Genomic DNA, 22745 nt, shown 5'->3' on the forward strand with positions numbered 1-22745 from the left:
TCTGCGCTCTCCATCACTCTTGCTGGTCGGGTGATTGCCGATATCTGTCCGGGATCGGACGGACGAACGCCGCCAGGACGCACCCGACGATCAGCGCGCCGAGCTTCACCAGGTCGAAAGAGTCGCCGTTCTGCACGGTCTCGATCAGGCCGGTGAGCGCGAGCCAACCGATCGCGAACGACAGAAATGGCGTCATGGCCATACGCAGCCGCGGGGGCAGCCTGTTCGCCAGCCGTGCTGTTACCGTCGCCATCCCAATCTCCTCTGTGCGAAGACATGTCACGATGGTTTGATGTCCGCAATCGGGCCAGGCGCCGCCCCATGTCCGTTCGCCCTGAGCTCAGTCGAAGGGTGGGTGCCGGGGGGCGGTGCTTCGACTTCGCTCAGCACGAACGGGGACTTTGCGAGCCGGTGCTTGCGGGGTGGGGCCCCACCCCAACCCCTCCCCTGAAGGGGAGGGGCTTTTTTATGTAACGGGGGTTTCTGGGGGTTCGGCGCGGAAGCCCAATGTGGCTTTGCCCTGGATGGGGCCGGCGATGTCGGCGACGATGTAGAGGGGGCGGCGTTTGGATTCTACATACAGCCGGCCGAGATATTCGCCGATCATGCCGAGCACGAACATCTGCACCGCGCCGAGGAACACCGTCACCAGCATCGTCGAGGTCCAGCCCTGCACCGCGCTGCCCGAGAGCCAGCCGATCGCGATGTAGACGAACAGCAGCAGCGAGACGCCGGTGAGTGCGAGGCCGGCATGGCTGGCGAAGCGCAAGGGGGCGGTCGAGAAGCCGGTGACCGCGTCGAAGGCGAGGCGCATCATCTTGGCGAGCGGATAGTTGGTCTCGCCCGCATGCCGCTCGGCGCGGTCATAGGCGAAGGGGACCTGGCGGAAACCGATCCAGGCGACCATGCCGCGGATGAAGCGGGCCTGTTCGGGTAGCGACAGGAACGCGTCGAGCGCGCGCCGGCTCATCAGCCGGAAATCGCCGGTGTCGACCGGGATCGGCGTGTCGGTCATCTTGGTCAGCAGCCGGTAGAAGGCGGCGGCGGTGGCCTTCTTGAACACGGTCTCGCCCGCGCGCTGGCGGCGGACCGCGTAGACGACGTCGGCCTGCTGCTCGGCCATCGCGGCGCGCATCTGGGGGAGGAGCTCGGGGGGATCCTGGAGATCGGCGTCGATGATCAGGATCTGCTCGCCCGCGCACAGGTCGAGCCCGGCGGTGAGCGCGAGCTGATGCCCGTGGTTGCGCGACAGGTTGATCGCGACGAGCCGGGGATCGGCGGTGGCGAGACGCTGCATCACCGACCAGCTGTCGTCGCGCGAGCCGTCGTTGATCAGGACGATCTCGTAATCCTCACCGACCGCGCTCTGCGCTGCGCCCGATATGCGCGCGTGGAGGAGGTCGAGGCAGGCCGCCTCGTTGTAGCAGGGGACGACGATCGAGAGCGCGGGACGGTGCATCCCCGCTCTCTAGCCGCCCCGTTGCGCGGCGTCATCGTCCGAAATCGCCGCCCCGCGTCGGGCCCCCCGTGTCAGGCCTTGGCGAGGGCCGTCGCGCGGGCCTCGACGAGGCGTTCGAGGATCGTGAGGGGGACGGCGCCGTCGCGCAGGACTTCGTGGAACTGCTTCACGTCGAACTTGTCGCCGAGGATCTTCTTCGCGGTGTCGCGGGCGCGGAGCCAGCTGATGTGGCCGAGCTTGTAGCTGCAGGCCTGGCCGGGCATCGTGCAGTAACGCTCGATCTCGCGCTGCGAACGGGGGCGGGCGAAGCCGACGGTGTCGACGAAATAGTCGGTCGCCTGTTCGCGCGTCCAGCGCTTGGCGTGGATGCCGGTGTCGGCGACGAGGCGCGCGGCGCGGAAGAGGAAGGACTGGAGATAGCCTGCGCGTTCGATCGGGCCGGCATAGCCGCCGAGCTCGTCGGCGAGCTGTTCGGCATAGAGCGCCCAGCCTTCGACATAGGCGCCGAAGAACGAGAATTTGCGCAGCAGCGGCGTGTCGAGCCCGGCGACGAGGCTGAGCTGGAGATGATGCCCCGGCACGCCCTCGTGATAGGTGAGCGAGGGGAGCGTGTATTTGGGCCAGTCGGCGACGCTTTTCAGGTTGATGAAGTAGATGGCGGGGCGCGACCCATCGAGCGCGGCGAGCCGGTAATAGCCGTTCGAGGCGCCGTCCTGGATATCGGTCGGGACCGCGCGGATCTGGAGCGGGGCGGACGGCGGGTTTATGAACGCCTGGGGGAGCTTGGCCTGCATCGCGGCGAGCCCGGTGTTGAGCCCGGCGATGAGGTCGGTGCGGCCGGCGGGCGTGTCGGGATAGAGCTGTGCCGGGGTGGCGTTGAAGGCGGCGAGGCGTGCGCCGATGCTGCCCTTGGTCAGGCCTTGCGCCTTGAGGATGGTGTCGAGTTCGGCGCCGATCTGCGCGACCTGGTCGAGGCCGAGCTTGTGGACCTCGTCGGGGGTGAAGTTGGTGGTGGTCGCCTGGGCGAGCGCGGCGGCGTAGATCGCGTCGCCGCCGGGGACCACCCAGAGACCGGCCTCGGCGCGGGCCGTGGTCCGGAGCTGCTTGACCAGCGCGATCTGGCGGTCGAGCGCGGGATAGACCTTGTCTGTCACGAGCGCGGTGGCGCGGCGGTCCCAGTCGCCGGTCAGCCCCGCGGCCCTGGTGCGCGTCGCGACCGAGGTGACGAGGCCGCTCTGCGCGGGCGCGGGGGCGCGCAGCGCCGCCATCTGGCCGAGCGCGAGGTCGAGCGAGAAGCCGGGGGCGACGAGGCCGCGTTTCGCACGCTCGGCCTGCGTCGCGGTGTCGCCGTCGAGCGCGGTCGCGAACGCGTCGAGGCGCGCGCAATAGGCGTCCGCGTCGGCGGCGGTCTTGATCGTGTGCGCGCTGTCGAGGAAGTCGGGGACGTTGAAATAGGCGCCGTCCTGCTGGCTGATGACATAGGGGTTGGTGGGGGAGCCGAGCCCGAACCGCTCGGCGGCGGTGCGCTGCTGGTTTTGCGAATAGAGCACCACCTCGCGGTTGAGGCGGCCGGCGTCGGAGAGCGTGGCGGGGGGCACGGCCTCGATCTGCGCGATCGTGCGGGTGGTGCGCGCGAGGTTCGCCCTGACCGCGCCGGGGGTGTAATCGCCGAGCCGGCTTTTCAGCGCGGCGTTGGCGCCCTTGTCGAGCCCGAGCTGGGTGGCGAATTCGGGGGCGTATTTGAGGTTCGCGTCGAAGATCGAGGTGAGGAGCGCGTCGAGCTTCGCGTCGCCGGGGGTGGCGCCGGCGGCGAGCGCGGCGCGGGGGACGAGGGCGAGCGTGGCGAGCATGCTCGCGGACGAGAGGAAGGCGCGACGGTTCATGTGATGGGTCCCCCGGGGTGTTGCGGGGGATAGTAGCTGGGGAATTGTGCGGGGCAAGCGCGGGGGGCTTGTCCCTCGCGTCGTCATCCCCGCGGAGGCGGGGATCCATAGGCTATGCGGGTTCATGGATCGCGGGCGGTCGCCAGTCTGGATCCCCGCCTGCGCGGGGATGACGGGGGAGGGGGCGGCCCTCCCCTTACGTCATCCTGGGCTTGACCCAGGATCCAGGGTTGCAGGCGGTGGTGCTGTTTGGCTCTGGATCCTGACTTTCGTCAGGATGACGGTGGGGATGGGGGCAGGGGCTTGTCCGCCCGCTCCGTCATCCCCGCGGAGGCGGGGATCCATAGTCTATGCGGTTGGTGATGAATCGCCGGCGGTCGCCAGTCTGGATCCCCGCCTGCGCGGGGATGACGGGGGAGGGGTGACTCTCCCCTTTCGTCATCCCGGGCTTGACCCGGGACCCAGGGTTGCGGGTGGTGGTGCTGCTGGGCTCTGGGTCCCGACTTTCGTCGGGATGACGGAAAGGGGGGAGGATGGGACGGAGGACGACGAAACGGGGGACGATGGAAAGCGGGATGGCGGGGACGGGACGGGGACGGCGGTGGGCCGCTTTCCCTTACACGCGTTCGACGGTGTTGACGGCGTCGGCGGCGCGGAGGCCGGCCATGAGGCGCATGAGTTGCTGGATGTCGTGGACCTCGACGTCGATCTCGTTGGTGTGGAAGCTGGTGTCGCGCGTGTCGAGGCGGAGGTTGATGATGTTGGCCATGTGCGTACCGATGATCGACGCGACCACGCCCAGCGAGCCGGGCTCGTTCTTGACCATCACCGAGATGCGCGCGACCGCGCCTTCGGTCTTTTCGCCCCAGGCGACGTCGACCCAGTCGGTCTCGTTCTCGGTCCGCTCGGCGAGTTCGGCGAGCACGCGGCAGTCGATCGCATGGACCTCGATCCCCGCATCGGGGCGGCGCAGGCCGACGATGCGGTCGCCCGGCACCGGGTGGCAGCAGGTGGCGAGGTCATAGGCGACGCCCGGCGTCAGCCCCTTGATCGAGATCGCGCTCGACTGCGGGGCGACCGCATGGCCGAGATCGGCGCCGGTCGAGCCCGGCATCAGCGCCTCCATCACCTGTTCGTCGGACACGGTGCGGCGCGCGATTGCGACCATCAGCGCGCCCTCGTCGGCGAATTTGAGCCGCTTGAGTGCGGGCTCGGTCGCGTCGGGGCCGATCGGGGCTGGGAGGCGCGAGGCGATGTCGTCGAACAGCGTGCGGCCGAGCGCCTCCTGCTCGACGCGCTCCTTGTGGCGCAGATGGCGGCGGATCGCGGCGAGCGCCTTGCCGGTGGTCGCGACGTTGAGCCAGTGCGGTTGCGGCGACTGGCCCTTCGAACGCAGGATCTGCACCTGGTTGCCGTTTTCGATCACGGTCGAGAGCGGCACGACGCGGCCGTCGATCTTCGCGCCGACCGCCTGGTCGCCGAGATCGGTGTGGACCGCATAGGCGAAGTCGATCGGCGTCGCGCCCTTGGGCAGCTGGATCAGCTCGCCCTTGGGGGTGAAGGCGAAGATGCGGTCGGCGTACATCGCCATCCGCGTGTGTTCGAGCAGCTCCTCGGGGCTTTCGGCGGTGTCGAGGATCTCGACCAGGTCGCGGATCCAGCTGACCTGATGCTCGCCGCCGCCGATCGTCTGGCCGCCGCTCTTCTGCTTGTAGGCCCAGTGCGCGGCGAGGCCGAATTCGGCCTGGGCGTGCATCGCCTCGGTCCGGATCTGGATCTCGATGCGCGCATTGTCGGCATGGATCACGCTGGTGTGGAGCGAGCGATAGCCGTTGCGCTTGGGCGTCGAGATGTAATCCTTGAACCGGCCGGGCACCATCGGCCAGCGCTGGTGGATGATGCCGAGCGCGGCGTAGCAGTCCGCCTCGGTCGGGACGATCGCGCGGAACGCCATCACGTCGGACAATTGTTCGAAATTGATGTGCCGTTCGGACATCTTGCGGAAGATCGAATAGGGATGCTTCTCGCGCCCCGCGACCTCCGCCTCGATGCCGGCGCGCGACAGCACGAGTTTGAGCCCCGAGGCGATCTTGGCGATGCGGTTGCCGTCGCCGTCCTTCAGCTGTTCCAGCCGGCGGTTGATCGATTCGGAGGCCTCGGGTTCGATCTGTTCGAAGGCGAGCGTCTGCATCTCCCGCATGAACTCGTACATGCCGATCCGCTCGGCGAGCGGCGCGTAGATGTCCATCGTCTCCTTGGCGATGCGACGGCGCTTCTCGGGCTTGGCGATGTGATGCAGCGTGCGCATGTTGTGCAGCCGGTCGGCGAGCTTCACCAGCAGCACGCGGATGTCGTCGGACATGGCCAGCAGGAACTTGCGCAGGTTCTCCGCGGCGCGCTCGTTCTCGGTCTGCGCCTCGATCTTGCTGAGCTTGGTGACGCCGTCGACCAGCCGCGCGACCGACGGGCCGAACAGCCGCGTGATCTCCTCGGGCGTGGCGACGGTATCCTCGATGGTGTCGTGGAGGATCGCGGTGGCGATCGTCTCGTCATCGAGATGCAGGTCGGTGAGGATGCCCGCCACCTCGATCGGATGGCTGAAATAAGGATCGCCGCTCGCACGCTTCTGCGACCCGTGCGCCTGCATCGAAAACACATAGGCGCGGTTCAGCAGGGCCTCGTCGGCATCGGGATCGTAATCGAGGACTCGATCGACGAGTTCATATTGGCGCAACACCCGACATAGATGGGGCCGCAGCGTGTTGCTTTGCAACCAAAAGCGTTGGGTCACCGTGATAGACGCACTCGATGAGCGCATCGCGCGGCAGGATGCTATAGAATAGACCGGGGTCGGGGGGAGCCGAGACGATGGGGATTTCGGGGGGAATTTCGCGGGGGATTTTGCGCGAGCCGCTGCGCGAATGCAGCCTGCCGGCGGCGCTCGAGGCGATGGGGGAGCGCTGGTCGTTCCTGATCCTGCGCGCGGCGTTCAACGGGCTGCATCATTTCGAGGAATTCCAGGCCGAGCTCGGCATCGCGCGCAACATCCTGGCGAACCGGCTCGCGCGGCTGGTCGAGCACGGGATCCTCGCGCGGCGGCCCTTGCCCGAGGATCGCCGCAAGATCGCCTATGGCCTGACCGAGAAGGGCTTTGCGCTGCTGCCGACGATGATCGCACTGCGGCAATGGGGCGAGCGGTGGGAGACGCGGATCCCGGCCTTCCCGATCCTGGTCGATGCGCGCGACCGGCAGCCGATCGAACAGGTCGCGGTGCGCGCGCATGACGGCCGCGTGCTGGGCCGGGGCGAGCTGATCTGGGCGCTGCCGGGGGAGATCGGCGCGACGGACTAAGCGGTCAGGCGGGGGTGGCGAGCCGCGCGATATGGTCGCGGATCGCGGGCGGCAGGGGTGCGGGGCGGCCGGTCGCGAGATCGACATGGACGCTGACCATCGTGATTACCGTGTGGAGCGCGCCGCTTTCGGCATGCGTCAGCTCGATCCGCTTGGTGAGGCTCGACGTGCCGACCCGCTCGATCCGGACATGCGCCGCGATCGTGTCGCCGAGGCGGAAGGGCGCGAGATAGTCGATCTCGGTGCGGCGGACGTTGAATTCGATGTCGTCCCAGCCGGGCACCGCGGCGGCGATCCCGCTCCAGTCCCAGAAGTCGGTGATCGCGACATCGGCATATTCGAGATAGCGCGAGTTGAAGACGATCTTCTGCCCGTCGATCTCGGCGTAGCGGACGCGCAGGGTGGTGGAGAAGGCGAAGCCGGGGCGGGTCATGGCTTTGGGGGATGGCTGGGGCGGGGGGTGGCGTCAACCTTCGGGGGGCATGGCCACCCGCTTCGTCATCCCCGCGGAGGCGGGAGTCCATAGTCTATGCGGGTGCGGCTGGACTCGCGGGCGTTCGCCGGTCTGGATCCCCGCCTGCGCGGGGATGACGGTTTGGGGTGGGGGTGCTGCTCTTCCCGCCGTTATCCTGGACTTAATCCGGGACTCAGAGCCACGGGCGGAGTGCTGCGTGGCTCTGGGTCCTGACGTTCGTCAGGATGACGGGGGTCGGCGGCGGGTCAGCCGGCGCCCTGGGCGGGGGTGTTGACGCCCATGCTCTGGAGGTAGCGCTTCACGTTGCGTGCGGCCTGGCGGAGGCGTTGTTCGTTTTCGACCATCGCGATGCGGACATAGCCCTCGCCATTCTCGCCATAGCCGACGCCCGGCGCGACCGCGACGTGCGCGTGGGTGAGGAGCTGCTTGGTGAATTCGAGGCTGCCGAGATGCGCGAGCGCGGGCGGGAGCGGCGCCCAGGCGAACATCGAGGCGCGCGGCGAGGGGATGTCCCAGCCGGCGCGGCCGAAGCTTTCGACCAGCACGTCGCGGCGCTTGTGATAGAGCTCTCGGTTGCGCGCGACGATGTCCTGCGGGCCGTTCAGGGCGGCGCAGGCGGCGGCCTGGATCGGGGTGAAGGCGCCGTAATCGAGATAGCTCTTCACCCGGCTCATCGCCGCGATCAGCGTCTTGTTGCCGACCGCGAAGCCGATCCGCCAGCCCGCCATCGAATAGGTCTTGCTGAGCGAGGTGAACTCGATCGCGATGTCCTTGGCGCCCTTGACCTGGAGGATCGAGGGGGTCGGATTGCCGTCGTAGTAAAGCTCGGAATAGGCGAGGTCGGAGATGATCCAGACCTTGTTCTCCTTCGCCCAGGCGACCAGCCGTTCGTAGAAGGCGAGATCGACCGCCTCCGCGGTCGGGTTCGACGGATAGTTGACGACGAGGATCGACGGGCGCGGCACGGTGAACGCCATCGCGCGCTCGAGGCTCTCGAAATAGGCGTCGTCGGGGGTGGTCGGCACCGCGCGGATCGTCGCGCCGGCGATGATGAAGCCGAAGGTGTGGATCGGATAGGACGGGTTGGGCGCGAGCACGACGTCGCCGGGCGCGGTGATCGCGGTGGCGAGGCTGGCGAGCCCTTCCTTCGAGCCCATCGTCACGACGACCTCGGTCTCGGGATCGACATCGACGCCGAAGCGGCGGCCGTAATAGTTCGCCTGGGCCTTGCGGAGACCGGGAATGCCGCGCGACTGCGAATAGCCGTGCGCGCCGGGCTTGCTGGCGACCTCGACGAGCTTGGCGATGACGTGCTCGGGGGGCGGCAGGTCGGGATTGCCCATGCCGAGATCGATGATGTCCTCGCCGCCCGCCCGCGCCGCCGCCCGCATCGCGTTCACTTCGGCGATGACATAGGGTGGCAGGCGTTTGATGCGGTAGAAATCGTCGGACATGATCGGCCCCGAGCTGGAGGAAGGGGTGCTGTACCGTATGCCGCGGGGGGCGTCATCCACCGCGTTTGGGTTGTGGCGGGAAAGGTGGGGGGTGCTCTCCACGTCGTCATCCTGGACTTGATCCAGGATCCAGAGCGGCAGGCGGGGGTGCTGCTTGGCTCTGGATCCTGACTTTCGTCAGGATGACGGGTTTTTTGGGGCGGGCGGTCGCTCTCCACGTCGTCATCCTGGACTTGATCCAGGATCCAGAGCGGCGGGCGTGTACGCTGCTTGGCTCTGGGTCCTGACTTTCGTCAGGATGACGGAAGGGGACGGAAGGGGCGGGAGGGTTGCTGGGTGCTTTCGCCGGGTGGGGGAGTGGGTTAGGCTTGGGCAAAAGGAGAGGTTGCCCATGTCCGAGACGCCGGGGATTGCCGCACCGACGCTGGCCGAGCTGCAGCACTGGACCTGGGTGATGGGGCGCGCGCAGCAGATGATGATGGCGCAGGGGCTCGATGCGATCACCGCGCCGCTCGATGCGGCGGTGCCCGAGGCGATGGTGGTGCCGGGGTTCAACGATCCGGCGACGCTTTCGCGGGTGCGCGATTTCTGGCGTGACGGGTTTGCGTTGTGGCAGCAGATGCTGGTGCCCCCGGGGGGCGGCGCGGCGCCGCAGCCCGAGCCCGGGCCCGCGACCGACAAAAGGTTCAAGGCGGCGCAGTGGCGCGAGCCGGTGTTCGACCTGATCCGGCAGAGTTACCAGACGATCGGCGACCAGATGCTGCGCAGCGTCGACGCGGTCGAGGGGCTGGAGCCGCGGCAGAAGGAGCAGCTGCGCTTTGCGACGCGCGGCTTCGTCGATGCGATGAGCCCGACCAATTTCGCGCTGACCAACCCCGAGGTGATCGAGAAGACGATCGAGACGCGCGGCGCCAACCTGTTGCAGGGCCTGCAGAACATGATGGCGGACATCGGTCGCGGGCAGCTCAGCCACACCGCGCAGGGCAGTTTCGAGCTGGGCCGCAACCTGGCGATGACGCCGGGCAAGGTCGTGCTGCGCACGCCGCTGTACGAGCTGATCCATTATGCGCCGACCACCGAGCGCGTGCAGGCGACGCCGCTGGTGATCTTTCCGCCGTGGATCAACCGCTTCTACATCCTCGACCTGAACCCCGAGAAGAGCTTCATCCGCTGGGCGGTCGAGCAGGGCTTGAGCGTCTTCATGGTGTCGTGGAAGTCCGCGGATGCGAGCATGAAGGACGTGATCTGGGACGATTATGTCGCCGCGCAGATCGAGGCGATCGAGACGGTGCGCGGCCTGCTCGAGGTGCCCGCGGTGCACACGATCGGCTATTGCGTGGCGGGGACGACGCTGGCCGCGACGCTGGCGGTGCTGAGCGCGCGGGGGCAGGCGGACCGCGTCGCGAGCGCGACGTTCTTCACGGCGCAGGTCGATTTCGCGGATGCGGGCGAGCTCGCGCATTTCATCGACGACGAGCAGATCGCGCTGCTCGGCACGCTGTCGCCCGAGGGGTTTCTCGACGGGCGCTATATGGCGGCGACGTTCAACCTGCTGCGCGGGCGCGACCTGATCTGGAATTACGTCACCAACAACTATCTGCTCGGCAAGGATTATGTGCCGTTCGACCTGCTCCACTGGAACGGCGACACGACCAATTTGCCGGCGAAATGGCACAGGGCCTATCTGACCGACCTGTACCGCGACAATCTGCTGGTCGAGCCGGGCGCGATGGTGGTGGACGGCACGCCGGTCGACCTCAGTTGCGTGACGACGCCCGCCTATGTCCAGGCGGGGCGCGAGGATCATATCGCGCCGGCGGCGAGCGTGTGGAAGCTGACGACCGCGCTGTCGGGGCCGGTCCGCTTCGTGCTGGCGGGATCGGGGCATATCGCCGGCGTGGTCAACCCGCCCGCCGCGGGGAAATATCAATATTGGACGCTGGACCCGGCCAGCACCGACACGCCGTCGAGCCTCGACGCGTTCGTCGCCGCGGCGGTCGAGACCAAGGGGAGCTGGTGGCCCGACTGGGTCGCGTGGCTGCGCGCGATGGGGGACGAAACGGTCGCGGCGACGGGGGCGCGGATCCCCGGCGAAGGCGCGCTGCCCGCGCTTGGCGAGTCGCCGGGAGACTATGTGCGGATGCGGTGAGCGGGGGTGCGTCCCCATGCGCCGGTGCGGGATTCGCGCCTGAGCCAGTCGTGGCGGCGTGTCGCGCTCCGGGCAGAGGCGCGGCGGGACCAAGGTCGCGCCACGCCGGTCGGTGTTCTTAACAGAGGATAATTTGCCGTTATGCATTGACCCGGACCGTGCCGCGAGGGCACCGGCCGCCAGCAACTCGCATAAAGGACGCCCCTTGACCGCCCAAATCGACGTGCTCATGTCGACCTATAATGCCGGCCGGTTCCTGCCCGAGACCCTGGCCAGCATTCAGGCACAGACGATCCGGGACATCCGGATCATCATCGTCGATGACGGCTCGACTGACAATTCACCGGAACTGCTCGCACAAGCCGCGCGGCAGGATCCGCGCATCCACGTCATCACGCAGGCCAATGGCGGGATCGTCGCGGCGCTCAATGCGGGGCTTGCGGCCTGCACCGCGCCCTTTATCGCCCGGCACGATGCCGACGACCTGTCGAACCCGGACCGGTTCGAGCGGCAGATCCGCTATCTCGAGGCGAACCCCGACTGTGTTGCGGTGGCGGGCGCGGCACGGCAAATCGACACGGATGGGCGCTGGCTCGGCACGCTGACGCGGCTTCGCGATCCCGCGCGCGCCGATCCGTTCAGCATCCCTGCGACCGAGCCCTACCTGCTTCAGCCGATGTTGATGGTGCGGACCGAAAGCTTTCACGCGGCCGGTGGCTATCGCCCTCTCCTGATCGCGGAGGATTCCGATTTGTATTGGCGGCTTCAGAGCTTCGGTCGGCTGCACAATCTTACCGAACCGCTGGGCGGCTACCGGATGCATGACGGCAGCATCACGAGCCAGTCGGTCGTTGCCGGGCGCCGGGGGGCCTTGTGCGCCCAGCTCGCCGCGATCTCGGCACAGCGTCGCATGCGTACCGTGCCGGATCTCGTGTTCGATGCCGCGCTGTACGACGCGATCAAGCAGGCGACGACGATGACAGACCTCTACACGGTGGGATGCGCGCAGCTGACCCCGGCAGAGCAGAACTGGCTTGCAGTGGCACTCTCCGCAAAACTCGTCGAGCTGTGCTTTTACAGACCGTTCGAGCCATCGGTCGAGGATTGCCGGTTTATCCGCGATGCACTGAACGCGCATGGCGATATCATGACGCCGGACAACCGCGCAGCGCTGCAGGAATTGTTAATCGGCACCGCCGTGCGCCTCGCCATCAAGGGGCTGATCGCAGAGGCGCTGGTGCTGGCGCCGGCGAAACGCCTGCCGACCGTGATGGCACGAATCCTGTTCCGCGTCGCGCTCCCGGGCACGCTGCGGACCCGGGTGAAGGCGCTGGTCGGGCGGTGACCCGGGACGATAGGTTGGCTAGGCGGACCGGCGTCGAGCCGCCAGGCCTCGCAGCTCGGTGATGATCGGGTGACGGTAGTAGAGAAGGGCGAGCGCCCAGAGCATACCACCGGCCACGACCGACATCGCGACTTGCACGAACGGGGTCCGGGCATCCCATCCGTGCCACATCATCAGCAGGAGCGGCGGGCAGATCGCTGCGATGGTGACCACCGCGCTACGTCTATAGATGGGGAGAAAGTCTCCGTCGTGACTTCCCGTCATTCTCTTGATGTGCGGCAGATAGAGGAATACGGCGAACATGCCTTCGGCGACGCGGCCCAGCATGGCGCCGGTGAGGCTGAACAGTGCGCCGGTCACGAACAGCGCAACCCCAACAGTCGCCCGGATAATTTCGAACCGTGCCTGTTTCGAGGTCTCCTTCGCGACCACGAAGAGCTCCCACGCCATCGTCACCGAAACCCACAGGATTCCGTTGAAGCACAGCACCGACAGTGGAAGCGCAAGCGCGGTCCACTTCGCGCCGTAGAGGATGTAGACCATCGGTCCCGCCAGAACGGCCATGCCGGCGAAGGCCGGCCACAGGATCGCGGTCATGAATTCGAGCACCCGAAGGTAGCGTAAGCGCAACGGTGCGCCGTCGCGTGCGATCTGGGCGAAATCGGCGATCAAAACCCGCGCAAGAACGGTATGCACGTTATCCGACAGGATGCTGAAAAGGTTGTTCGCGCGGGAATAGAGACCGAGGGCCGACAGCCCGCTAAGATTGCCCAGCGCAAAATTCGATACCTGGTTCTGCATCTGCACGACACCATTGATCATCAGCATCCGTGACCCGAACTTGTAGATATCGCGCCAGTGACGTGCGCCCAAGCGGAACTGGACGTGGCGCGGGGCGACGAGGCAGGTTGCAACTGAACTCATGACGGCCGTTATGACGCTGCCATAGGCGAGGCTCATGTAACTGAAGCCCGCGATCGCGAAAAGGACTGTGCAGATCGTCCCGGTCAGGGAGCTTATCAGGCGGATCGTCGAGATCGATTTGAAGTTCCCCTCGCGCTGGAGCAGTCCGGTCGGGACCAGCGACAGTGCATTGATCAGCGGCGTCCACGCGATCCAGAACAGCACTGTCTGAACCCCGGGATCCTTGAACAGCGCCTGACCCAGCAGACCGAATGCGACAATGATCGCGCTGATCGCCACAGACAGCAGAATGTTGACACTGAAGACCGACGACAGGACATCGCGATCCACGACATCAGCGCGAATCAGATAGTTGCCAAGGCCAAGCGACTGAAACGCGGTGATCATGCCGACCGTCGCAAGCGCAATCGCGAACACGCCAAGCTCGTACGGCGTCAAGATCCGCGCCAGCACCACGGAGCTGCCAAACTGTATGACGAGCATTCCCGTCTGTCCGATTGCCGCCCACAGGAATGAACGGCGAATGGAGCCGGGTGCCTTCCCCTTGTGATCAGATGCGACGTCCATAATTCGAGGCCCTTGAGCGAGCCCTATTCGGCAGCGAATAGAGCTCGATATCCATGGTTTGGGGGGTGCCGAAGCCCTGAAAGCCCATCAGGCCTGAGGCTTGGCTATGTTGGTAGTGATTGATCGGCGCTCTGCCGGCGGCTCTACGCGTAATCGATGGTCGCAGGCTCGCATGTATTCCAGTGCCGCGACCATCCGGGCAGGCCGCGTGGTCGTCGGATAGCCGGTTGCGCAAACGCGGTGGGGATATCCATGATTAGGCCGGACATATACGAGATGGGATCAAGCCCTTCGGTGCTGACAGACGTTGGGATCACTGGGCTGACCGAAGGCCATTGCTTCCAATAGCCCCGTTCCGGCGCTGCTGCCAAGAAAAACGTCTGGGATCATCGCGTTCGGAGAAGATTTGACGCGATCGCTTTCGCCGTGTGGGGATAAACGGGAAGGCATGTGGGGCACGATCCCCGTACGGTTACGACGCGACTCGGCTGGGTCCTGCCGTCGTGCGTTGACCGGCCTTGCGGCCCGGGCCGCGGAGGCGTGGAGCGTCGATATGCAAAGCCATTGAATCCGCTTTATATTGCACTGCACAAACGACATTGTTATCGTGTTTTGAGTCTGATATATTGCGCCGCAGCACAAGAATGCGGGGAGCGGTGGCGATGCGGGGGTCTGGGGCCAAGTCGGACGAGCACAAGGCGGTAAAGCTGGGTGCGACGCCGCGTCGCGCAGCCCGGGGCGGATCGCGCGCCGCCACACCGAAGACGGCGCAAGCCCTCGAAATCGCACCGCCCGAGACCGCGCCCGTCGCGCCTCCCGAGACTGTGCCCGAGATGGCTGTCGCTGCGGTCGAGGGGGCGGCGGGGATTGCTGCGGCGGACATCGCTGCGCAGCCCGTGAGCCCCGACGAGCCGCAGACCGCCGCGTCCGACGACGCACAGCCTGTGAGCACCGACGAGGTGCCGCCCGCCGTGACCGGCGTCGCGGTGCCGCTTGCAACACCCGTTTCGACACCAGCAGACATCGTCGTTCCCGTCGGAGCGGCGCGTACAGGAAAGGATGGCATGATGAATTTCGACACCGGCACGATCGAAAAGACCCAGGCAATGTTCGCCGACCTCTCGACCCGCGCGAAGGGCGCGATGGAGAAGAGCGCGGCCGCGTTCGAGGACGCCAATGCGTTCGCCAAGGGCAATATCGAGGCGATCGTCGAATCGTCGAAGATCGCCGCCAAGGGCGCCGAGACGCTGGGGCATGAGGTTTCGGCCTATGCCAAGGCGTCGTTCGAGGGCGCGACCGAAGCGATGAAGACGCTCGCCGCGGCCAAGTCGCCGACCGAATTCATGAAGCTCCAGGGCGACTACATGCGCACCGCGTTCGACACGCTGATCGCGGACAGCGCGCGTTCGACCGAGATGATGATGAAGATGGCGGGCGAGATCACGCAGCCTCTGTCCAACCGGGTCGCGATCGCGACCGAGAAGATGAAGATCGCGAACTGAGCCGGTGACCGGGGTCGGCGCCACGCGTCGTCCCCGGCCGGATGCGAGACGGGAGGGGCAGGCAGGGGATCCCTTGCCTGCCCCTTTTGCGTGGCGCTTGTGTCCAGCCCTTTTGCCGGGCCCTTTCGCCGGGCCTCATAGGTTGCCCTTTTAGCGGGCGGGGCTTGCTCTTCGACCATCAGGTGCCATATTTTCACGTCATGGCGCTGACACCGAAAATACTGGTTCCGATGACGATGACCGAGCGACGCTATAGCCGTGTTGAAGACGGGATCCGTGCCGAAGACGGGAATTCCGACGGCACCGGAGATTCCGGCGGCAACGACCGGGGCAATGTCGGCATCGCGACCAAGACGCGGTCGCGCACCAAGCAGCCGACGCCGTACCGCGTGCTGATGCTCAACGACGATTACACGCCGATGGAATTCGTCGTGCTGTGCCTGCAGCGCTTCTTCCGCATGGACATGGAGGCGGCGACGCGGGTGATGCTGCACGTCCACCAGAAGGGCGTCGGCGTGTGCGGGACGTTCAGCTACGAGGTCGCCGAGACCAAGGTCAGCCAGGTGATGGATTTCGCGCAGCAGAACCAGCACCCGCTGCAGTGCACGCTCGAAAAGGCCTGATCGCACGGTTTTGAGCGCGCGGCTGGCGCTGGGCCCCCCGCCGGGCCCGGCGGATCAGCGCGCGGGCGGGAGCCAGCGCAGGTCGAGACCGTCGAACCGGTTCACGTAATTGGCCGCGCGCAGCAGCGCGGTCTCGTCGGTGAACGACACGCGGCCAGCACCGCGCGCGATCAGCCCGTCCTCCTCGAGCTGACGGAGCATGCGGTTGACATGGACCGCGGTCAGCCCGGTCGCGTCGCCGATCTCCTCCTGCGTGAGCGGGAGTGCAAAGTCGGTGGTCGCGGCCTGTCCGGTCAGCCGGATGCGGTTGCGGATCTCGAGCAGCAGCGCGGCGACGCGGACCTTGGCGGAGGTCCGGCCGAGGGCTGCGAGCCGGTCGGTCAGCGCGACCTTTTCCATCTGGTTCATCACCATGATGACCGCGGCGAGCCGCGGATGTTCGGTCAGCAGCCCCGCCATCAGCGTCCGGTCGAACGGGCAGACGGTCAGGTCGGTCATCGCGACGATCGTCTCGGGCGAGTCGCGATAGACCAAAGCCGAGACCGCGAGCATGTCGCCGGGAAACAGGAAGCGCAGGATCTGGCGGCTGCCGTCGTCGAGCAGGACATAGCTCATCGCCATGCCGCGCTGGAGGATGAAGAGCTCGGCCATCGGGTCGTGCTCGCGCAGCAGGATCGTGCCGCGGCGCAGGTCGCGCGGGCGCTCCTCGAGGCGCGTCAGTGCCGTCGTCTCGCTCTCGGTCAAGGTGATGTAATCGCCGAGACGTTCGGCGAAGCAGCTGTGCGGCACTGTGATCGGCTCCCCGTCGTTGCTCCACAGAGCAAACCCCCCGATTTTACGCATTAAAGTCGATCAATAGGGCCGGTATGAGCCGCATTTGGTTGGCCGCCATGCGCGCCTGCGGAGGCAGGCCCGCCATGCGGCCGGGCTTGCGCGGATCGTGCGGGGCGATAGACAGCCGGGGATGGACCGTATTCTCATTCGCGGCGGCAACCGCCTGACCGGGCGCCTGCCCATTTCCGGCGCGAAGAACGCCGCGCTCACGCTGATGCCCTGCGCATTGCTGACCGAGGAGCCGCTGACGCTGCGCAATTTGCCGCGGCTGGCCGATGTCGACGGGTTCGGGCATCTGCTCAACCAGCTGGGCGCGTCGACCGCGATCCAGGGGACGCGGCCCGAGGATTTCGGGCGGGTGATGACGATCCGCGCGGGCAATCTGACCTCGACCGAAGCCCCCTACGACATCGTGCGCAAGATGCGTGCGTCGATCCTCGTGCTCGGGCCGCTGCTCGGGCGCGGCGGCGAGGCGACGGTGTCGCTGCCCGGCGGCTGCGCGATCGGCAACCGGCCGATCGACCTGCATCTGCGCGCGCTCGAGGCGATCGGCGCCGAGCTGGAGATGGCGGCGGGCTATGTGAAGGCGACTGCGCCCGGCGGACGGCTGACCGGGGGGCGCTATCGCTTCCCGATCGTGTCGGTCGGCGCGACCGAGAATGTCGTGATGGCGGCCGTGCTCGCGCGCGGGACCAGCGTGATCGAGAATGCCGCGCGCGAGCCCGAGATCGTCGACCTGTGCCGCTGCCTCGTCGCGATGGGCGCGTCGATCGACGGGATCGGCACCGAGACGCTGACGATCGAGGGGCGCGACCGGCTGCACGGCGCGACCTATGCGGTGATGCCCGACCGGATCGAGGCGGGCAGCTATGCCTGCGCGGCGGCGATCACCGGCGGCGACCTCGAGCTGACCGGCGTGACCGCGTCGGACATGGGCGCGACGCTCGACGCGCTGGTCGAGGCGGGGGTGAGCGTCACCCCGACCAAGGACGGCATCCGCGTCGCGTCGGACGGGCATCTCCAGCCGCTGACGCTGTCGACCGCGCCCTATCCGGGGTTTGCGACCGACATGCAGGCGCAGTTCATGGCGATGCTGTGCAAGGCGGACGGCGCGAGCGTGCTGACCGAGACGATCTTCGAGAACCGCTACATGCACGTGCCCGAGCTGGCGCGGATGGGCGCGGACATCCAGGTGCGCGGGCGCACCGCGGTGGTGCGCGGCGTCGACAAGCTGGTCGGCGCGCCGGTGATGGCGACCGACCTGCGCGCGTCGATGAGCCTGATCCTGGCGGGTCTGGCGGCGGATGGGGAGACGTCGGTCGGGCGGGTGTATCATCTCGACCGGGGGTATGAGCGGCTCGAGGAGAAGCTGAGCGCGGTCGGGGCGGATATCGAGCGGGCCAGCGACGGGTGAGGCTCTTTCCTCCGTCATCCTGAGGGGCGTCGGGACCCAGAGCCGTGAAGCGCGGCGCCTGTAACCCTGGATCCTGACTTTCGTCAGGATGACGGGTTTGGGGGGAGTGCGGCGTTTGGGACCCTGGGTCCTGACGTTCGTCAGGATGACGGGGTTGAGCGCGCGTCAGGCGATGCGGTCGGGGACTTCGGCGGCGTCGTGTTCGATCGTCGTGGCGGGGGCGACGGCTTCCCAGGGGAAGACGAACCAGTCCTTGGTGTCGCGGCGGTCGATCGTGCGCGCGGTGTAGTCAATGCGTTCGGCGGAGCTGAGATTGTCGATCAACGTCGCGAAGCGGATCGCGCCGGGGACGGCGCCCGCGGCGGCGAGCGCGGTGCGCAGATGGGTGATCGTGCGGCCGGAATCGTTGATGTCGTCGAGGAAGAGCAGGCGTTCGCCCGACTGGGTGCGCGCGGCGAGCTTGACGAGCGGCTGGTCGGCGAAATCCTCGACCTGGCTCGAATAGTCGACCGAGAGCGTCGGGAGGCCGATCGCGTGGCTGAGGAAGACCGCGGGGACGAGACCGCCGCGGCCGATGCCGATGATGAAATCGGGGGTCCAGTCGGCGTCGGCGCGCAGCTGTGCGGCGAGGGTGTGGATCGCGGCGACGAAGTCGTCCTGCGGGATGGGGGTGAAGATCGGCATCCGTTGCGCTTTAACGGGTGGGGGGCGCTGGGGCCAGATCGGATCGGGTAGGGTGGGTTTGCTTGGCTCTGGATCCTGACTTTCGTCAGGATGACGGGGGGAAGGCGGGGCTCCTAGTCCGGGTGTTTCCCCGCGAAGGCGGGGACCCAGTCTGGGCTCCCGCCTTCGCGGGAGAACAAGGTTAGGGTCAGATCGCTTCGAGCGCCTGCGTGAAGTCGGCGATCAGGTCGTCGGCATCCTCGACGCCGATCGAGATGCGCACCAGGTTGTCGGTGATGCCGAGCGCCTGCTTGCGTGCGTCGGGGACCGAGAGGTGCGTCATGCCGGCGGGGTGGCTGGCGAGCGTTTCGGTGCCGCCGAGCGAGACCGCGAGTTTCGCGATCTTGAGCGCGTCGAGGAAGGCGAAGCTCTCGCGTTCGCCGCCCTTGAGGTAGAGCGAGAAGGTCGAGCCGCCGCCGGTGCAGTGGCGGCGATAAATGTCGGCCTGACGCTCGGCGCCGGGTTCGTCGGCGAGGAAGCCGAGATAGCCGACGCGCTCGACCTTGGGGTGGTGACGCAGATAGGCGCAGACCTTGGCGGCGTTCTCGCCCGCGCGGCTCATGCGGAGCTCGAGCGTCTCGAGACTGCGCAGGAGCATCCATGCGGTGTTGGGATCGGTGATCGTGCCGATCGTGTTGCGCATCGTCCGGATCGTGTTGATGTGCGCCTTGGTGCCGAGCACGCCGCCCGCGACGAGATCCGAATGACCGCCGACATATTTGGTCAGCGAATAGACGACGATGTCCGCGCCGTGCTTGAGCGGCTGGAACCAGAGGGGTCCGAGGAAGGTGTTGTCGATCGCGATCGGCGGCTTTTCGTCACCGAAGATCGCGTCGCGGCTGGCGGCGACCGCTTCCACGTCGACCAGCGCGTTGGTCGGGTTGGCGGGGCTTTCAAGATAGATGAGCGCGACATTGCCGGTCGCGGCCTCGGTCATCACCGCGTCGATCTCCTCGCGGGTGGCGCCCGCGGGGAAGTCGAGCCACTTGACCCCGAACTTGCCGAGCACGCGGCCGATCAGCGTCTCGGTCGCGGCGTAAAGCGGCCCCGAATGGACGATCGTGTCGCCGGGCTTGACCATCGCGAGGAACAAGGTGGCGATCGCGGACATGCCGGACGAGAAGGCGAGCGCGTCCTCCGCCTCTTCCCAGACGCCGAGGCGATCCTCGAGGATCTCCTGGTTGGGGCCGTTGAAACGCGAATAGACGAGGCCCTCGGCACCGCCCGGACGCTTGCCGGTGACGCCCTCGAAATGGCGCTTGCCCGCGGCGGCATTGGGGAAGACGAAGGTCGAGGTGAGGAAGATCGGGGGCTTGAGCGACCCTTCCGACAGCGACGGGTCGTAACCATGGCCCATCATCAGCGTCGAGGGTTTCAGCTTGCGGCCGCCGATCTTCTCGACCTCGGGCTTGGGGGCGACGCGCGCGGCGACGCCGGTGAGGTCGGCTTCGGTCTCGGCGGGCATGCCGGTGGGGGTCGGGGTATCGGACATTCTAGGCTCCTGCATGACCCGTCTGGTGCGGGCCGATGCGGCGAGCCTAGCGATGCGCAGCCGGTTTGGGGAGGCGTCAGAGGCCGATGATACTGATCTGGCGACCATAAGTGGGTTCGCCGCGATGGGTCGCACGGCGATAGCTGAAGAAGGCGTCGTCTTCGGTGTAGGTGTCGCGGCCGAGCGCCTCGACCCGGCCGACCCCCGCGGCGGCGAGCCGGTTGACGACATAGGCCTCGAGATCGAACTGGTAATGGTCGGTGCGGGCATCCGCGAAGAAGCGTTCGTTCTCCGGATCGGCCTCGCAGAAGCGGCGGAGGAAGCCGGTGTCGACCTCGTAGCTGGCGCGCGCGATGCACGGGCCGACCGCGGCGACAATCCGGTCGCGGCGCGCGCCGATCGCCTCCATCGCGAGCAGGGTCGCGTCGGTGACGCCGCCGAGCGCGCCCTGCCAGCCGGCATGCGCGGCGCCGACGATCCCCGCCTCGCTGTCGGCGAAGAGGACGGGGGCGCAGTCCGCGGTGAGGATGCCGAGCGCGAGCCCGGGGCGGTCGGTGACGAGCGCGTCGGCGCGCGGGCGGAATGTGTCGTCGACCGGCGCGGTGATCGTCACCGCCTCGGCGGAGTGGATCTGGTAGAGGCCGACGAGCTGCGCGCCGGGGAGGACGGCGTCGGTCGCGCGGCGGCGGTTTTCGGCGATCGCGGTGGGGGAATCATCGGAACCGGTGCCGGTGTTGAGGCTGGCGTAAGGGCCGGTCGAGATGCCGCCGGTGCGGGTGAGGAAGCCGTGGGGGATGGGGGCGAGGGATTTTGCGCGGATGGGGGTGGGGGTCATGCGCGTGGGTCCTGTCTGTCGTCGAGCACCACCCCGGCGGAGGCCGGGGCCCAATTGGGGGACGGGTGTGACGGGGGGCGGTGCTTCATTACCGGGGACGTGCCACTTGGGCCCCGGCCTTCGCCGGGGTGGGGTTCGGTAGGTGCCGCGTCACAGCGCCAGGCGGAGGATGCGGTCGTCGTCGGCTTTTTCGCCGACCATGAAGACGTAGCGGCCGATCTCGGTGAAGCCGTAGCGCTGGTAGAAGCGGTGGGCGCGGTGGTTGTCGACATAGACGCTGAGGATCATCTCGGTCCGGGCCTCGGCGCGCGCGGTGGCGAGCGCCCAGTCCATCAGCGCGGGGCCGACGCCGGCGCCGTGCCGGTCGGCGCGGACATAGAGCTGGTAGAGCTCGACCGCGGTGGCGGGCCAGTCGCCGGGGAAGGCGACCGGGCCGGTCTTCGCGAAACCGACGATCGCACCATCGTCGAGCGCGACATGGATGCGGAAGGCGGGGTCGCCGATCTGCGACGGCAGGCCCTGCGGCCCGAACGCCTGGTCGAGGAACGCGGCGAGATCCTGCGGGCGGTAGAGCGTGCCGAACGTCTCGGTGAACGACGCGCGCGCCATCGCGGCGAGCGCGGGGCCGTCGGCGGGGACCGCGTCGCGATAGGTGATCATGCGAAGGCGGCCGGGTTGGGCCAGCTGGGCGACGTGATCGCGAGCGCTTTGAACAGGCTGCCCATGCCGTCCATCAGCCGGCGGCGGTCGGCGGCGAGCGCCTCGGCGCGGTCGGGCGAGGCCTTGGCGAGCGCGGACGTGCGCGTGTCGATGCCGAGACCGCCGAGCAGGTCGCGCTGTGCGACGGGGCCCCAGGCGACCGCGCCATCGGCCTGCGCGGCGGCGGCGAGCGTGGTGAAATCGACATGCGCGGTCAGGTCGTGCTCGCCCGGTGCCTCGAACGGGTTGGCGAAGGCGTGCGCGCGGACCGCCTGGAGCGTGTCGCCGAGCGCGGGGCCTTCATAGCCGTAGTCGATCGCGAGCAGCGCGCCGCCCTGTGCGACGAGGCGTTTCGCAAGCGCGCGGACGATGCCGACCGCGGCGGGGGCGGTCTCGAGGATCGATCCGGCGGGCGCGTCGCGGAACGGCTCGGGGATGACGGCGTCGGGCAGCGGCTTGCCCGCGATCGGGAGGAACAGCAGGTCCTGCGCGGCGACGAGGCGTTCGTGCCAGGCGTCCTCGCGCTTGAGCAGCTGGCGGATCGGCAGCGCGTCGAAGAATTCGTTCGCGACGACGATCAGCGGAAGCTCGGTCGGCAGCGTGTCGATCGCATCGTGCCAGGTCGCGGCGGGGACGCGTTCGGCCTGCGCGGTGCGGAGCGCGGGGCTGGTTTCGACGAAATGGACGGGGGGCACGAGGCCGGCCTTGGCCATGGCGCGGAGCGCGTCGGCGGCGAGCGTGCCGCGGCCGGGGCCGAGCTCGACCCAGGCGATGTCCGGGCGGCCAGCGCGGTCCCACAGGTCGGCGCACCACAGGCCGAGGAGCTCGCCGAACATCTGGCTGATCTCGGGCGCAGTGGTGAAGTCGCCCGCGGTGCCGAGCGGGTCGCGGGTCGCGTAATAGTGTGCGTTGGCGGCGGCCATGTACTGCGCGACGGGGACGGGACCGGCGAGGGTGATCGCGCGGGCGAGGCGTTCGGGGAGGGCGGTGTCGGGGGTGGTGTCAGTCATCATGTA

19 protein-coding genes are annotated in these 22745 nt (G+C 67.7%); 6 read left to right on the forward strand and 13 right to left on the reverse strand.

The genetic code is table 11. From position 1 onward, the window contains the following. Positions 1-13: 13 nt before the first annotated feature. The 4 genes from NEF64_RS02785 to NEF64_RS02800 form a co-directional block, all read right to left on the reverse strand. Positions 14-253 carry a hypothetical protein gene (locus NEF64_RS02785; protein ID WP_056406931.1) on the reverse strand — a complete coding sequence of 80 codons (240 nt, stop codon included), beginning with the start codon at positions 251-253 and terminating at the stop codon, positions 14-16. Positions 254-466: 213 nt separating this feature from the next. Beyond that, positions 467-1459, reverse strand: coding sequence for a glycosyltransferase family 2 protein (locus NEF64_RS02790; RefSeq protein WP_056406933.1), 993 nt, complete (start codon positions 1457-1459; stop codon positions 467-469). Between the two features lie 71 nt (positions 1460-1530). Continuing rightward, positions 1531-3342 (reverse strand): DUF885 domain-containing protein, encoded by a 1812-nt coding sequence (locus NEF64_RS02795; RefSeq protein ID WP_252574591.1) that lies wholly within the window; start codon positions 3340-3342, stop codon positions 1531-1533. A gap of 616 nt (positions 3343-3958) precedes the next feature. Beyond that, positions 3959-6079: a RelA/SpoT family protein gene (locus tag NEF64_RS02800; RefSeq protein ID WP_031394869.1), complete on the reverse strand. Its 2121-nt coding sequence runs from the start codon at positions 6077-6079 to the stop codon at positions 3959-3961. Between the two features lie 131 nt (positions 6080-6210). Here NEF64_RS02800 and NEF64_RS02805 point away from each other — a divergent pair, with 131 nt between their 5' ends. Next, positions 6211-6693, forward strand: a complete 483-nt coding sequence (locus NEF64_RS02805) for a winged helix-turn-helix transcriptional regulator (protein WP_056406937.1) — start codon at positions 6211-6213, stop codon at positions 6691-6693. 4 nt (positions 6694-6697) lie between these two features. Here NEF64_RS02805 and NEF64_RS02810 read toward each other — a convergent pair whose 3' ends face one another. Then, positions 6698-7126 (reverse strand): acyl-CoA thioesterase, encoded by a 429-nt coding sequence (locus NEF64_RS02810; protein WP_056406939.1) that lies wholly within the window; start codon positions 7124-7126, stop codon positions 6698-6700. Between the two features lie 287 nt (positions 7127-7413). Then, the gene (locus NEF64_RS02815) at positions 7414-8622 is read right to left on the reverse strand and encodes an LL-diaminopimelate aminotransferase (RefSeq protein WP_031440657.1); all 1209 of its coding nucleotides are present in this window, start codon (positions 8620-8622) and stop codon (positions 7414-7416) included. A gap of 391 nt (positions 8623-9013) precedes the next feature. On the opposite strand from NEF64_RS02815, the gene NEF64_RS02820 reads away from it, so the two are divergent. Further along, the gene (locus NEF64_RS02820; protein WP_056406941.1) at positions 9014-10771 is read left to right on the forward strand and encodes a PHA/PHB synthase family protein; all 1758 of its coding nucleotides are present in this window, start codon (positions 9014-9016) and stop codon (positions 10769-10771) included. 205 nt (positions 10772-10976) lie between these two features. Then, positions 10977-12116, forward strand: a complete 1140-nt coding sequence (locus NEF64_RS02825) for a glycosyltransferase family 2 protein (RefSeq protein ID WP_252574593.1) — start codon at positions 10977-10979, stop codon at positions 12114-12116. Positions 12117-12134: 18 nt separating this feature from the next. Here the strand turns inward: NEF64_RS02825 and NEF64_RS02830 are convergent, their stop codons facing one another. After that, positions 12135-13607 carry a lipopolysaccharide biosynthesis protein gene (locus NEF64_RS02830; RefSeq protein WP_056406945.1) on the reverse strand — a complete coding sequence of 491 codons (1473 nt, stop codon included), beginning with the start codon at positions 13605-13607 and terminating at the stop codon, positions 12135-12137. A 662-nt stretch (positions 13608-14269) separates the two neighbouring features. Here NEF64_RS02830 and NEF64_RS02835 point away from each other — a divergent pair. Together NEF64_RS02835 and clpS are read left to right on the forward strand one after the other, a co-directional pair. Then, entirely contained in the window at positions 14270-15109 is an 840-nt protein-coding gene (locus tag NEF64_RS02835; protein ID WP_056406947.1) for a phasin family protein, read from the forward strand. A 236-nt stretch (positions 15110-15345) separates the two neighbouring features. Then, the gene (gene clpS / locus NEF64_RS02840) at positions 15346-15732 is read left to right on the forward strand and encodes an ATP-dependent Clp protease adapter ClpS (protein ID WP_056407432.1); all 387 of its coding nucleotides are present in this window, start codon (positions 15346-15348) and stop codon (positions 15730-15732) included. A gap of 54 nt (positions 15733-15786) precedes the next feature. On the opposite strand, the gene NEF64_RS02845 is transcribed toward clpS, so the two are convergent. Then, a complete protein-coding gene (locus NEF64_RS02845) occupies positions 15787-16575 on the reverse strand; it encodes a Crp/Fnr family transcriptional regulator (RefSeq protein ID WP_081874263.1) in 789 nt (262 codons plus the stop codon). 121 nt (positions 16576-16696) lie between these two features. Between NEF64_RS02845 and murA the strand changes: the two genes are divergently transcribed. Further along, positions 16697-17980 (forward strand): UDP-N-acetylglucosamine 1-carboxyvinyltransferase, encoded by a 1284-nt coding sequence (gene murA, locus NEF64_RS02850; RefSeq protein ID WP_031440515.1) that lies wholly within the window; start codon positions 16697-16699, stop codon positions 17978-17980. Between the two features lie 165 nt (positions 17981-18145). On the opposite strand, the gene NEF64_RS02855 is transcribed toward murA, so the two are convergent. The 5 genes from NEF64_RS02855 to NEF64_RS02875 form a co-directional block, all read right to left on the reverse strand. Next, a complete protein-coding gene (locus tag NEF64_RS02855) occupies positions 18146-18664 on the reverse strand; it encodes a phosphoribosyltransferase (RefSeq protein ID WP_056406949.1) in 519 nt (172 codons plus the stop codon). Positions 18665-18851: 187 nt separating this feature from the next. Next, on the reverse strand, positions 18852-20195 hold the full coding sequence (locus NEF64_RS02860) for a cystathionine gamma-synthase family protein (RefSeq protein ID WP_373928262.1): 1344 nt from the start codon (positions 20193-20195) through the stop codon (positions 18852-18854). Between the two features lie 76 nt (positions 20196-20271). Then, positions 20272-21030, reverse strand: a complete 759-nt coding sequence (pgeF, locus tag NEF64_RS02865) for a peptidoglycan editing factor PgeF (RefSeq protein WP_056406951.1) — start codon at positions 21028-21030, stop codon at positions 20272-20274. Between the two features lie 150 nt (positions 21031-21180). Further along, complete coding sequence (locus tag NEF64_RS02870) at positions 21181-21690, reverse strand: GNAT family N-acetyltransferase (RefSeq protein ID WP_056406953.1); 510 nt, start codon at positions 21688-21690, stop codon at positions 21181-21183. Then, on the reverse strand, positions 21687-22739 hold the full coding sequence (locus NEF64_RS02875; RefSeq protein ID WP_056407436.1) for a class I SAM-dependent methyltransferase: 1053 nt from the start codon (positions 22737-22739) through the stop codon (positions 21687-21689). The genes NEF64_RS02870 and NEF64_RS02875 overlap by 4 nt, the downstream gene beginning before the upstream one ends. Positions 22740-22745: the final 6 nt, after the last annotated feature.

The sequence above is a fragment of the Sphingomonas aerolata genome (genome assembly GCF_023935825.1).
Classification (GTDB): domain Bacteria; phylum Pseudomonadota; class Alphaproteobacteria; order Sphingomonadales; family Sphingomonadaceae; genus Sphingomonas; species Sphingomonas aerolata.